At 50.0% G+C, this 14,918-nt stretch carries 4 protein-coding genes; all 4 read right to left on the reverse strand.

The window, feature by feature from the left end:
- Positions 1 to 9 precede the first annotated feature (9 nt).
- Genes BM358_RS05375 through BM358_RS05390 form a run of 4 tightly spaced genes read right to left on the reverse strand, consistent with a single transcriptional unit; the run spans position 10 to position 14,918 of the window.
- Positions 10 to 7,143 carry a non-ribosomal peptide synthetase gene (locus BM358_RS05375; RefSeq protein ID WP_028543123.1) on the reverse strand — a complete coding sequence of 2,378 codons (7,134 nt, stop codon included), beginning with the start codon at positions 7,141 to 7,143 and terminating at the stop codon, positions 10 to 12.
- A 36-nt stretch (positions 7,144 to 7,179) separates the two neighbouring features.
- Positions 7,180 to 8,814 carry a carbamoyltransferase N-terminal domain-containing protein gene (locus tag BM358_RS05380; RefSeq protein ID WP_028543124.1) on the reverse strand — a complete coding sequence of 545 codons (1,635 nt, stop codon included), beginning with the start codon at positions 8,812 to 8,814 and terminating at the stop codon, positions 7,180 to 7,182.
- A 41-nt stretch (positions 8,815 to 8,855) separates the two neighbouring features.
- The gene (locus BM358_RS05385; protein WP_028543125.1) at positions 8,856 to 12,890 is read right to left on the reverse strand and encodes a type I polyketide synthase; all 4,035 of its coding nucleotides are present in this window, start codon (positions 12,888 to 12,890) and stop codon (positions 8,856 to 8,858) included.
- A 3-nt stretch (positions 12,891 to 12,893) separates the two neighbouring features.
- Complete coding sequence (locus BM358_RS05390) at positions 12,894 to 14,918, reverse strand: non-ribosomal peptide synthetase (protein ID WP_028543126.1); 2,025 nt, start codon at positions 14,916 to 14,918, stop codon at positions 12,894 to 12,896.

Here is a 14,918-nt window from a genome sequence, read left to right on the forward strand (position 1 = left end):
CCATCCTCCTTATAGTAGGTCTGCAATCTTGTGCAGTACGTGGACATAGGCCTTCATTATCTGTTCCGCCCAAGTCTTCTTCAGTTTTCCAGCTTGATATTCGCATAGGAACCGTACCTGCTCCGTGCGCACATCCATATGAAGCACCCAGTCAAATTGTCGGGTCACCTCATGTCCCGCCGGCGTATGATTCAGAAACACACAAGGGAGAAAAGCAGACGGATTGGCGTTTCCTGTCCCATTTGGCAACATAACTGGGATCGGGTAAAGGTCGGTCTCTTTCGCTTTTTGACGATGACCAGCAACCTCTATGCACAGGGCGCTAAAATCATCATTTTCCGTCAATCGTACACGCAGCGGATACAAGCTCTCCCCTGTCAGTTGTAATGCGAGGAAAGAGGACTGTCCATGGTGTACGAACTGTTTATGTGGTAATAGGTGCCCTTCACCGATGAGCAATACCAGTTCGGACTGACCTGTCATTTGTGACAAAACATACGTATAAACGGCTAGTAACAAGTCTGTTAGGGCAAAATCCTGACTCCAAACTGCTTTCTGTAACGTGGTCAGCAGGTCCGCAGGTAAGGTAAAGGTGAACGTAGCCTGCCCTTCGGCTCCTCCATCTGTCCGCATCGCCTTATTCCACGGAATAAAAGATAACGATTCAGCCAAGTAAAGACGCCAGTATTGCTCCTGACGCTCATATCGTTCCTGTTCCGCATCCGTCCATGCTTGTTCTCCTTGCTGCTGCTCCAGAAAACCGGAAAGTCTCGCAATCGTCGGATAGGCAAAGCAGTCTGCAACGCTGATTTTCCCTGGATAGATTTGCTGAAGACGAACATTCATTTGAATGAGCAGAACCGAATTGCCCCCCAGCTCAAAGAAATTATCGTGGATGCCAAGTCCACTTCTGTGCAATACCTCTTCCCAAATTCGGCTGACCTGCATTTCCACCTCTGTAGCAGGTGCTGTATATTCCACTTCAAGAAGAGGACGGCTAGGATCCGGCTTGGGCAGCATTCGACGGTTTACTTTTCCGTTCGGCGTTAAAGGCATCTCCGACAAGGTAATAAAATGCGAGGGAACCATATATTCTGGCAGCCGGGCAAGCAAATGATTACGTAGCTCACTCACCGATAAAGTCTGCTGGCCTACCCAATAGGCACAAAGGGAGTGGTTCTCCTGTTCAGCTGGTCGATCCTGTACCACCACAGCTTCCCGAATGGCAGGATGAGCCAGCAGCGCCTGTTCAATTTCCCCCAGCTCCACCCGATAGCCACGGACCTTGATCTGATCATCCATCCGGCCCAACACTTCAATCTCACCGTTAGGCAGCCACCGCGCCAAATCTCCGGTCTTAAACATTCGCTCACCGGACCGGAACGGATTGGCTTTGAACTTCTCCGCTGTTAGCTGAGGGCGCTTGTCATAACCGGATGCAAGTCCCTTGCCTCCAATCCAGAGATCACCCGCTACAAGATCCGGTACAGGCTGGAGCTGCCCATCCAGAATATATACTTGTGTATTCGCTATCGGCGTACCCACTCTCACCCGCTCGTGCTGGGTAAGCTCCTGCACAGTTGACCAGACTGTAGTTTCGGTTGGGCCGTACATATTAAAAATACGCGCAGTGGTCATCTCCTGCGTCTGACGAAGCAATGGCTCTGGTAAAGCCTCGCCTCCCACCATCACGACCTGCAACGTGCGCATACTCTCTTTTGCTTCTGGGTGCATAAGCAAAAGCTGAAGCCGCGAGGGCGTCATTTGCAGCAAGTGCGGACCTGTTCGGTGAATTGCCTCCAACAGCAGTTCAGCATTCGCCTGCTCTTCTCCCGTAGATAACACTACCCGTAGCCCCTTCGCCAAAGGCAGTAGCGTTTCCAATACAAAAATATCAAATGCGGCAGTAGTTACTGAGAAGAAGGTTTGACCTTCAGGAAACGGTATTCGCTCGGTAATCCCGTAGATCAGGTTAACGATGGCTTCCTGACGGATCATCACGCCTTTCGGATGTCCGGTCGAGCCTGAGGTGAAAATCATATACGCCAAATCATGGGGTCCCGGCTGTGTGATCTCCAGCCTTTTTCCATCCTGACGGTATATACTCGCGTCATTCAACGAAATGACTTCGCCTCTAAAATCCAGTCCATCCAGCAGTGTGTCCCGACTAATAAGCCATTGCGCTTCACTCTCTTCCAGCATGTAGGAAATACGCGCCGCAGGATAGTCGGGGTCGATCGGCAAATAGGCAGCACCTGCCTTTAAAATGCCGAGCATCGCCGTCAGCAAATCTACCGACCGTTCCAGCAGCAAGGCAACCACCGTATTCACGTCCGCTCCTTTGCTGCGCAATGTTCTCGCCACCCGATTGGACAGGACATCCAGCTCGCCATAGGTCAAACACTGGCTCCCACATTCTACCGCTATGGCGTCCGGCATCCGTGCAGCCTGTTCTTCGAACAGGTGATGCATCAGCTTGTCAGCCGGAAGCGCAAGCTCAGTCACATTGCGGTCGACAAGGATGCGTGATTGCTCCGCAGGAGTCAGCAGGCTGGCAGCATACAGGGGACGATCTGGCTGTGAAGCCAGTTGGGCCACCAGCTCTATGAAATGCTGCGCCATCTGGCGAACCGTATGCTCGCGGAACAGTTCCGTGCTGTATTCAAAGGTACAATGCAGCCCATTACGGCTAATATTACTTGCACCTTTCTCAGTCGGCATCTCAACCACGGTCAGCATCAAATCAAATGAAGCAAAAGGGCTTTCCAACGGATAAGGCTTCACCTGTAAACCCGGTACTTCCCTGCTGCCATCCATAAAATTTTGCAGCCGAAACATCGTGTCAAACAGCGGATTACGACTCAAATCCCGCTGGAGATGCAAGCGATTAACGAGCATATCAAAGGGGTAATCCTGATGCTCAAACGCATTCAACGCATTGTCTTTGACCTCGTCCAGAAACTGTCGGAAGGTCTTCTCCTGTACGGGAGCATTTCGTAACGTAAGTGTATTTACGAACATACCGAGCATCCGCTCCAGCTGAACATGCGATCTTCCGGCTACTGGCGTACCCACCACGATGTCCTCCTGCCCACTGTAGCGTGACAAGAATACATTGTATGCTGCAAGCAAAACCATGAATAACGTGGCACCACTCTCCGTTGCCAGCTTCCGCAAACTTGTTGCACAGTCTGACGACAGACTAAATTCCAGCGAGCCCCCGGCAAAGCTCCGTTGTCTTGGTCTTGGATAATCTCCCGGCAGATTCAGAAGTGGAATTTCCTTTCCAGTGTGCTGTTCGTCGAACATCTTCAGCCAGAACGCTTCCTGTTCTTTCAGATGTTCCCCGCTGAGCTGTATATGCTGCCAGGCGGCAAAGTCTTTATACTGAATGTGCGGTTTTTCCAGAGCGCTTCCTTCCATCAGGGAGATAAACTCATCAATAAGCACTGTCGCAGAAATTCCATCAAAAATAATATGATGCACATCCAGCAGTAGAACATGGCTCTGCTCCGCTAATCGAACCAGCATTACCCGTAAAAGCGGTGGCTGTTGCAAATCAAAAGGACGCAAAAATGATTGCTGAATCTGCGGCATATCGGCCGCCGTCCCTTCGGTATATTCCATTTTCCAAGCTACATCCGAATGAATCTGCTGTACTACCTCATCCTCCAGCAGGGTAAAGCCCGTTCGAAATACTTCATGCCGGAGCAGTAATGTTCGAAACAGACGTTCAAGCTGCTCTCGTTGGATACTGCCTTCCAAATGCCATGCAGTGAACACGTGATTGCTCAGGCTTTCTCCTTCCAATTGATGCAAAACAAATAATCGTCTTTGAGCGGCGGAAACTGGGTAATACTCCTGCTCAGGCAACGGTTCGATAGAAGCTGCATGAACAGAGGTCTTTTGACGAAGCAAATCTGCCAGCTCACGAATGGTTTGATGATCAAAAAGTTCTTTGAACGTCACTTTCACCTGCAAGCGCTCCTGAATCCGGTAAATCATTTTTGCCATCTTGAGTGAATGTCCACCCAACGCAAAAAAGGGGTCCTGTACACCCACTTGCGCTATATCCAAAATTTCTGTCCAAATGGTGGATAGCTCCTGCTCCATGCCGTTTCTTGGAGGTACATATTCTGTTCCTGCAAGACTTCTTCCCTCAGGTTTTGGCATGTGCTTACGGTCGATTTTACCGTGTGGGGTCAAAGGCATGGCTTCGAGAGGGACCAACAGACCGGGAACCATATAGTCGGGAAGCCGTTCTTTTAGATGTTCACGTACCCCTTCTGACGTCATTTCCGGCGACTGCAATGTGTAGTAGCCGATCAGCCCGGTTAATCCCGTTGCCTCGATATGTGCAATCACCGCTGCCTCACGAATAGATGGAAGACTGACCAGCGCCTGCTCAACTTCCTTCATTTCGACGCGAAATCCCCGCACCTGAACCTGATCGTCCTTTCGCCCAAGATACTGAAATTGCCCATCCGGGGTCTGACAGCCTAAGTCTCCCGTTCGATAAAGCCTTTCTCCAGTCAACGGATGCATAGTGAAGGCTCTGGCTGTCAAATCCGGCTTGGCCCAATATCCGCTCGCCAGTCCTGTCCCGCCGATACAAATTTCGCCTTGCACTTGGAATCCGGCAAGCTGTCCATCCTGATCCAGCACATACACATGAGTATTCGCAATCGGCAGCCCCAGAGGAATACGTAACGTTCCTGCATCCGGCTTGTGCTGAATGATATGCTGGGTCGCATAGATGGCCGATTCGGTCATGCCGTATAGATTGGCGATTTTCGCTGTGCGAAAAAGAGTGTACCATTCCTGCACGATATTCACCGGAAGCGCTTCGCCCCCGTTAAAAATCCACTTTAGATCAGGCAATGGATGAGATTCCCCCGCATTTCGTACAGCACTTAGGAAAACATTCATGAGCGCAGGAACAAATTGAGTAACCGTCACTTTTTCCCGCTCCATAAATGGGTATAGCTGTGCAGGGTCTTTGACGATATCCGCAGGTACAATCGTTAATTTGGCTCCCTCCATCAGCGGCCAGAACCATTCCCACACCGAGTCTGTAAAGCTGGTAGACGTCTTCTGCGCGATGACATCGTCTGCTCCCAGAGCAAAGGTATCCTGCAACCAAAATAACGTATTCAGCACAGCCTTATGGGTCATCATCACCCCTTTGGGCTGTCCCGTGGAGCCAGATGTGTACATGATATACGCCAGGTCTTTTTCATTAGGAATATTTTGCAGACTCAGCTCATCCGTAGACATCCCTTGTGCTTTGACAGGAATAAAATAAGACTCATCCCCTCGCATCTCCCGCAGTCTAACGATCCATTCCGACTCTCCCCATACCGTTTCATCCAGACAAATGACAGTTTTAATACAGTCTGGCAAATGATCTAACGTCCGTCCGAAATAACGTAAATTCGTAACAAGCACGCGGCACGAACTGTCGTCAAGCATATATTGGATTCGGGATTGCGGATAATCAGGATCAATCGGTACATAGGCACCACCAGCCTTCATAATCCCTAAAATAGCGGTAAGCAATGGGACATTCCTATCCCCCATAATGGCAACCAGCGAGTTCGGACGAACTCCATAGCGACTGAAAAGCTGTCCCAATTGGTTGGAGCGAAGGTGCAGCTCCTTATAGGTGACAGCCATGTCGCCGTCCAGAACCCCCACTGCATCAGGGGTACGGAGCGTCTGCTCCTGAATACGAGACGTAATTGTGACTCCAGCCGGATAAACCTTCTGCGTATCATTAACACGATGGATGACCGCGCGTTCCTCTGCCCCCATGTAATCCATTTTCCACACAGACTGCTCCGGGTCCTGAATGGCACCCGCAATAATGTTACGGAAATACGCTCCGATCCTGGACATCGTTAAGGCTGTAAACAAATCTGTTCCATAGCTAAGCGATATGACCAATTCGTCATTTACGGATTCCACAATTACGGTCAAGTCAAACTCGTTCGCGTCGGCACCATTTCCCAGCTTGATTCTTTCCATCGGGATTCCCCCGAAGTTCTCCTCATTTTTGGAGCCGGCTGCAAAATTAATTAGAACGTCAAACAGTGGGGCACGATTTAGGCGGCGTGGACGGTTCAATACCTGCAATAGCTTGTCAAAAGGATAGTCCTGATGGGCGTATGCTCCTGCGCACTCATCTTTAACTTGTTGTAACAATCGGGAAAAAGAAATGTCTCGGGAAAGTCGATTCCGCAGCACGAGAGTATTCACAAAAAAACCCATCAGGTTTCGAACCTGCTTTTGATTCCGTCCCGCCACAGGAGTACCAATAATAATGTCCTCTTGCTGAGTAAGCCGGGCTAATAACACATTTAGACTGGCAACGATCGACATGAACATGGTGGTTCCGTACGTGCGGTTCAACCGCTCCAAGCCCGCGCATAATTCCGCATCCAGAATGACCTTTTCCACCGCCGCCGGAGCATTTCGGATGGTCGGACGCGGAAAATCCAAAGGCAATTGAAGACTTGGCAATTCACCATCCAATCGGGATTTCCAGTATTGCTCCTGCGAGCTTAGTTTTCCAGTAAGCACCTGCTGATTTTGCCAATGTGCATAATCAATATACTGGATCGGCAATTCTGGCAAATGGGGGCTTGTTCCTTGCTCCAACGCCTGATAAATATGAAACAGTTCTTGAAAAAACAGATCCATAGACCAACCATCTTCAATGATGTGGTGCATACAAATATGAAAAACATAGTCGTTTGCCGCCAGCATGTAGATCTGTGCCCGCCATAATGGACTCTGCTCCAGATCAAAAGGCTGATTCATCACAGTCTGTATTTCTTTTTGTACCTCTGCCCACGCTGTTTCTTCCCCTGTATCCGATACATCCACAACAGGCACGTTTAAGGTCAATTGCTCCAGCACCACTTGCTTCGGTACACCTTCGACCACCGTGAACACTGTACGAAGGATAAAATGTCTTTCAACGATGGTATGGAGGGCCTGCTGTAAATACGCGGTATTCACAGCTTGTCTGATTCGAACGGCTACCGACTGATTTAAGGCGCTGCTCTGAGCGTCCAGCTGGGACTGAACCCAGAACCGTTTCTGCCCATGAGACAGATCATAGGTCTGCTTCTCTCCCATGTGTAAACCTCCATCTGTACATTATTCGAGGATATGCTACTGCTTTTCGTATAACGTTTCATTGCACCAGACATACCGGGTTCCGTTCCATTCGGTTGCAGAACGTACATCCGGGAAAAAGCCGCTGCCGAGCAGATTGGCGCTAGTATTGCACAGCACTGGAATACCGCTCAAATTCTCGTACGCATGCAGCAATTCATAGATCAGCGGATTATCCTCCCGACTCACCGTCTGCAGGCGTGCCGTTCCATCGAGATGACGGATCGCAGGAATGCGTTCCACCCATTCATCACGCAACATATGATCAAAAAGCATATACGGATCACGTGTTCCCGGTGAAAAAATAGCAGGTGCATGCTCCTCCATACAAATCGGTGAGACCGGACGATAGTCTTCCCGCTGCTTGATGGCATTCAGGCGGTCTTTCATATCCGGTTGAACGGCAGCTGCCAGTATACTCCGGTTGCCCAAAGCACGTGGTCCCAGTTCCGCCCGATCATGCAGCACCACGACAGGTTCATCTGTCGTATGCAGCAGCTCCGCGAGCTGTGCTACCGTACAAGCACGTGATTCCCAACCTTCTGCTGGCTCATTTTGAATGACCATGGGTCCGCTGTACACAGACCAATTCAAATGAGGATGACCTGTCTGATGAATCATTTCACAACAGGCAGCACCAATAGCCGAACCTGTATCATTGGTAAACGGAGAAACAAACACATCGTCAAATAATCCGCTTTCCCGAATCGCACTGTTCCATTTGATATTCAGAGAACAGCCTCCTATAAAGCAAAAGTTTCGTGTTTTCCGTCCATGCTTGGTCACACTCGTCTCCAGCGAGGTTACGAGAAGCTGCTCCAAATACTGATGAAAAGACGCCATGGCGTCTGCATGCGGAATATGATGCTCATCTACATATCGCTTGATTTCCTGGGAAAAGGTCCAGTTAAACTCCAGCGAGGGTGAAAAATGCCGTGCATACGTTAATTCAAACTGTTCGAGCAGCTCTGGACGTACCTGTCCCTTGGCAATGTAGGCCATGACCTTGCCCGCTACCGAAAGATCATCCACACGTGGTCCTTGCCCTCCGCGCAGAAATGGCTCAAAGTGCAGCGAAAACAGTGAATAAATGTTGCCAATGTACATGAAGAGAGGACCGAGATTTTCTAATTTTCCGTTCGCTGGATCAAAGTAATAAAAACGCGGATACATGCCGCCATCGTACACAAGCGCGTAAGACGGCTCCTTGGTCACCGCATAAGGACTTGCGCAATAGGTGCTGGCGATATGTGTGGTTGAATGCATATAACTGGTATAGTTGTAGGTTCTTCCACCAATGGCAAGGCCACTGCCCGAATAGGCTTGGAGCGCGTCGGCTGAAAGCGATACTTCGCGGTAAGGTGCAACCGTGAGGGACAGCTCCTGTCCATGGGAACGCGTATCCACCTTACTTTCCTTCAATCCGGCCCAGCCGTCGATGACAAACCGATCCACATCTGCCGAGGTATAGCCATGCAGGTTAAGCACTTCCTCGACAAAATCCAAATCAGGAATTTCGCTGTAGCGTTTGTTGTTATTGAATTTTTCAACCTCGTAGCTGAAAATAAGCTTGTTATCCTCAATCAAGGCCACACTACCATCATGCGTTAATTTCAGTCCGCAGAATAACATGTTCCTTCACTCCTCACCTGTTAGCCCAACACAAAGCCGCTTTATTGTTCAGCCTCAGCAAAATGACGTGGTAATACCGGAATGATATCGGATTCCTCGGAATCGACACGATTGGATTCATCTATCCAGCTTCCCAGCCCGGCCACCGTTGGCTCCTGAAAAAAGACCTGAATCGGTACATCTATGGCCAGCTGGTCTTTAATTTTAGCAATGACACTCATCAGCATCAGCGAATCTCCATTTTCAAAAAAGTCCTGGTGTATGCTAATTTCCTCATGCCCCAGTACCTCGCCCCAAATCTGACCTAGCTGCCGTTCTGTTTTCGAATACGCATCTCCATCACGGCCGATCAAGGTCACTTGAATGTGAGAGTTCATGTGCACTCCAGTGTCCGTAGCCTCCGACTTGGGCTGTAGCGTACGAAACAGCTCTTCCTCGAAGGAGACAAATTTAGCACCCAGTTTCACATTTCGCTGGATCATATCGTTCAGCGCTTCATTAGAGGTAATGAACTGCTTCAGCTCTTGATAGGACTCCAGCAGATGACTGTAGGCTTCAGACTCTTGATCGTTGTGTCCCTGCGCTTGCTCTGTAATTTCCTTTGTTAAGTCTGGGGAAAAGCGGACCTTGAGCAGCGTCAACACTTGAGCCAGCTCCTGGCTGCGAATGTTGGCAATGACCGTTTGGGTCAGTTTATATTGCAAAAGCCGATCAAACAGCTTGCCATAGTCCTCCGACGAAATCGGCTGAGATAACATCCGTTGATCCATCAGCTCGTCCGATGTAGCCCCCATCTCCAGATGCGACCAGTTGATCGCCATCATCTCCATGCCACGACGGCTCTGATAGTGGGCATACTGATCCAGAAATGCATTTGCAGCAGCGTAGCTACCCAAGCCTACACCTCCCAGCTGCGAAGCCACTGACGAGAAAAGAATCCAGAAGTCCAGCGTTTGATCCTTAGTCACCTCGTTTAACACCCATGTTCCTATTACCTTGGCTCCCATGGTTCGCTGGAACCCCGCTGCATCCATCTGCTCCAGACGAATTTCCTCCAAATGCATCGCGGCATTCATGACCCCATGAATCGGGCCATAACGTGCATACACATCATCCACGACCTTCTTCATTGCATCCAGATCCGTGATATCTGCCGCATAGTAGCTCACCTCGGAGCCGAGCTTTTCAATCTCCAACAGTCCACGGATTTTCTTCGTAATTTCAGAGGTATCCAGCCCCGCAGCTCGTTCCTGCCAGCTTTCCCGGTCCGGAAGCACAGTACGGTTCACCAGCACGAGCTTAACCTTCGCCTGCCGGGCAAGATAGCGGCAGGTTTCCAGTCCAACTGAACCGGCTCCCCCGGCAATCAGATAGACGCCACCCTCACGGATTGTAATCTTCCGATGTGGATGAGCTGTAAGCTGCATCCGTTCCAGCTGCTGCGTATACCGCTGACCGCTTCGCCATGCTGAACTTTGATCTGCTTCGTCCCGATCCAATTCCAGCATGATTTCCTGAGCAATGTCGGAATTGTCACGTCCGATCGTTTCTACATCCATACAGCTACAACGATGCTGACTATATTCCTGCGAGATGACCTTCATCAATCCCCACAGAGGCGCTTTTTCCGGGAACACATATGTATCCTCCGCTACGACCAGCTGTGCGTAGTTCGAGACGACTTTGATTTCCAACAGGCGATGAATCGAGCTTGCCTGAACAGCCTTCATCAAATAAAAAAGACTTAAAGCCCCTTGCTCCTGACTTTCATTCAAATCATCGAGCTGTCGCATGCGACTGCGAATTTCGGTGCAGGTCCACAAGTGGACGATACCGGAAAGCTCTGCTCCCCCTCGCGTCTCAACCTCGGTCACGGCTGCAAGCAGCCTGTTATAATCCTCCGCATAGCCGGGACGAATCTGATAATGGCTCGGATCTATGGCAGCATAATCAGATGCAGCCTCTACGATAATAGGTGTGAGTCCTTGATCCTTCATAAACTCGCTTAGTGAAGCAGCTACGCCTTCTTCATCCGCCAGAATAAGCCATGACTTGCTGGTAACCGACCGTTCTTGGGAGGCAGAAGCCGTCAACGGACTGGCTACCCAATTCAGTTCATAGAACCACTGGTCAACCTGCTTCTCCGGTACCGATCTCAAGGCTGGGGAATCTGCTACACGCTCCATCGCATGCTCCGGGATATAATTCACCCAATGTCGTTTGCCTGCAAATGGATATACAGGTAAAGGAACACGATGTCTTTGATCCAAATCATGCAGAGCTGTCCAATTGATCTCGCTACCTTGCATATATTCATCCACAACCCGATCTAGGCTGGTGTCAGGCTGTACCTTGAAGCTTTTCTCCTCACGGGTCGTTAGGCGGGTATAATATATCCCCTCTCCCGCTAAAGCTGGACGTGCAGCTTCATCTGCATTTGCAAAACGCTCCAGCCCTTCCTTCAATTCTTCAAGACTTGTAGCTACAATCGCAAGCCGATAAGCATAGTGCCCCCGTCCCTGATTGCTTGTAAAACAAATATCTGGCAGCGCATGAGCCGTGCGATCCAAAAACGTATGATAACGGTCAACCAAAGCATCAAAGGAAGCTTTACTCTTGGCAGACAACGTAAATACATACGGTACGTTTTCTCCACTGGCGGACTGGCTCTGCTCGTCCTGCTCATATTCCTCCAATATGACATGACAGTTAGTTCCTGCTAGACCAAAAGCACTTACTCCTGCCCGCCGTGGCACTCCTGCCTCCGTCTCCCATGGAACCAACTCTGTATTCACATACACAGGCGATTCAATGAAATTAATGTGCGGATTCGGCTCGTTAAAATGGAGGGTTGCCGGAATCTCCTTCTTTTGCAATAACAGCACTGTTTTGATTAGACCTGCAATACCGGCTGCGGTGTCCAGATGACCTATGTTCGTTTTCACCGCGCCCAAGGCACAAAAATGCCGCTTGTCCGTGTAGCTGCGGAAGGCGTTGGTAATGCCTTCAATCTCAATTGGGTCACCTAGACGAGTTCCTGTACCGTGAGCCTCAATGTAGGTTACCGTTTCCGGAGAGATACCCGCATTACGCCAAGCTTCCTTCATTAGCTCCGTCTGAGCCAAGGCACTTGGCGCGGTAATGCCGTTGGACTTTCCGTCCGAATTCATGGAGCTGCCTTTAATGACAGCGTAGATATGGTCCCGATCCTTTTTAGCCTTTTCCAGCGTCTTCAGTACGATGACCCCGAATCCCTCGCCCCATACCGTCCCATTCGCTGCGGCATCGAAGGTGCGCGCAACAGAGTCGGGAGAAGCAATGCCGATATCGACCAGCCCTTCATCTACAGGAAACAGGGTCAGGTTCAGCCCGCCGGCTACAGCCATGTCACAATCGCCAGTAATCAGTCCTTTGACCGCATGATGCACAGCAGCCAAAGATGCCGAGCAGGCGGTATCAATCAGATGGCTGCCGCTGGCGAGATTCAGCAAGTAGGCCACCCGACTGGCTACGACTGAAATGGTATTGCCGGGTAAGGCATACGGCTCCATGTTCTGAATCAGTTGCAAGTAATCGGCATCCGTATCCCCTACGTATACCCCGGTTCGTGAGCCGTACAATTCCTTTTCGGCATAGCCGGCATCCTCCAGTGCTTCCCAGGTAACTTCAAGGAAAATGCGCTGCAAAGGGTCCATACACCGGGCTTCTGCGGGAGTAATGTTAAAATATTCCGCATCAAAACGATCAATATGGTCCAAATAAGCTCCTCTGCGATACTTGATCTCCGGCGCATATCGTTTACCTTTAAAATAGTCCCGAATAGGCCGGTCCACATCAGCCTTGCGGCTTTCCGGGAAGTCCCTCACGGCATCCATGCCGTTCACGAGATTATCCCAAAACTCATCCGTTCCATTTGCTCCCGGAAAACGACAGGCCATCCCAACAACGGCAATATCATCAACCTTCACCGTTTTGGCCTCATTTTCGAATAGCTCTTTTAGCATCGGCAGAGCTTCTATCTTGGAGAGATGTTTTGCAGCAACCTGAGCTAGCAAATACTTCTGAACCCGTTTCATATGTTATCCCTCCTTCAGATGGTCCAGCGCCCGTATAGACTCGCTTACATCCAGTGAGCCATCTTCAATTTGATCCAGCAGGCTCATAAGATCCTGATCCAGCTGTTCGTCATCCTTGGACTGATTTTCAAAGTGATTCATATACGCTGCAATCGTAGGATAGGAAAACAGCTCGGCTACTGTTGCCTCACTGCCCAGTGCGTGCTTCATCTTTCGATGAAGCCGAACAATCGAGATGGAATTGCCGCCGATTTCAAAAAAGCTGTCATGGATGCCGACGTCCTCCGGGCTTATATTTAAAATTCCGGCCCAGATTTTCGTCAGCATATGCTCTCTTTCATTGCGAGGCGCCACATATGCGGTTGAACGGTGAACTCGGCCCTCCGGCTGTGGCAGATTTTTGCGATCAATCTTCCCGTTCGGAGTTAACGGCATCTCCAGCAGTTCCATGAAAAATCCCGGAATCATATACTCAGGTAATATTTCACGCAAGTGTGTTGTCAGATCATCCACTTCGAGCCCTTTTTCCAGCGAAGTAAAATAACATAAGAGATTGGTTACACCAAACTCATCCGTTTGGGCAATCACAGCGGTTTCCTTGATCCCTGGAAAAACGGATACGGCCCGCTCCACTTCTTTGAGTTCTACGCGATACCCCCGCACCTGTACCTGATCATCCTTGCGGCCGCTATACTCTAGAATGCCATCCGGCCGTAACAGGCCCAAATCACCTGTACGATATAGCCTTTCTCCTGTTTTGGGATGCTGAGTAAAAGCCTTGGCAGTTGCTTCTGCCTTATTCCAGTACCCCTCCGTCAGACCAATCCCGCCGATGCATATTTCGCCTTTGACCTCAAAGGGGCACAATTGCCCCTCCTTGTCCAAAATATAAACATGCGTGTTCGCAAGGGGCCTTCCCAACGGAATGCTCAATTCGCCCTCTGCCGGAAATGCGTCAATCAGGTAACAGGTTGCATAAATAGCCGACTCGGTCATACCGTAAATGTTGGCAATCTTGGCTTGCTGGAATGTGCTGTACCAGTCCCGCACCCCATTGACGAGCAAGGCTTCGCCTCCATTGAATACCCATTTAAGTTCCGGTAGCGGTTGATCCGTCTCTTCGGTCGGAACCGCATCCAGAAAGAGACTCATCTGGGCCGGAACGAACTGGGTAATGGTAATCTTGTCATCCCGTAGCTGTTCATATAGCCGTTGAGGATCTTTGACCGCATCCGAGCTGAATATAGACAGCTTGGCTCCGTATATCAGAGGCCAGAAGAATTCCCATACCGAATCGGTAAAACTGGCAGAAGTCTTCTGCGCAATCACATCTTCTGCGGTCAAACAAAAGGTGTCCTGCAACCAAAAGAGCGTATTCAGCACAGCTTTATGCGTCATCATGACTCCTTTGGGATCTCCCGTAGAGCCTGAGGTGTAAATCAAATACGCAAGATCATTTTCACCGGCAGGACAGGCCCATGAGCCCTGCTCCTGGCGCTCCCAATCCGACCGCTGATACACCTTCAGATGATCTGCTCGCATCTTCGTTTCGTCAAGACAAACAACCGTCGTCATGCTTTCCGGCAAATCTCCCAGCATCGTTTGCAGCTTGGCAGACTCGGTGATCAGCACACCGCAAGCACTGTCGCGCAGCATATATTGAATCCGCTTTTTCGGGTAGTCCGGGTCAATAGGCACGTAAGCTGCACCTGCTTTTAATACGCCGAAAACAGCCACTAAAAGCTCAATTCCCCGTTCCGCTACCACTGCTACCCGCTGGTTAGGCCGCACACCTGCTGCGTGCAGCAGGCGGGCCATTCGGTTCGCTTGTTCCTCCAATTGGGCATACGTAATGGAGGAGCCGTATTCATAAATAGCGGTTTGCTGTGGTGTGATTGCGACCTGACGGGCAAACAAATCAGGAATCGTAACATGATCCTCATAAAGCTTTGCAGTCTGATTCATCTCCGCAATGACGCGTTCCTCTTCTGCCGATAGAATTTCAAATGCATCAAAATCCAGATCCAT

It is taken from the genome of Paenibacillus sp. cl130, from assembly GCF_900116035.1.
Lineage (GTDB): Bacteria > Bacillota > Bacilli > Paenibacillales > Paenibacillaceae > Paenibacillus > Paenibacillus polymyxa_B.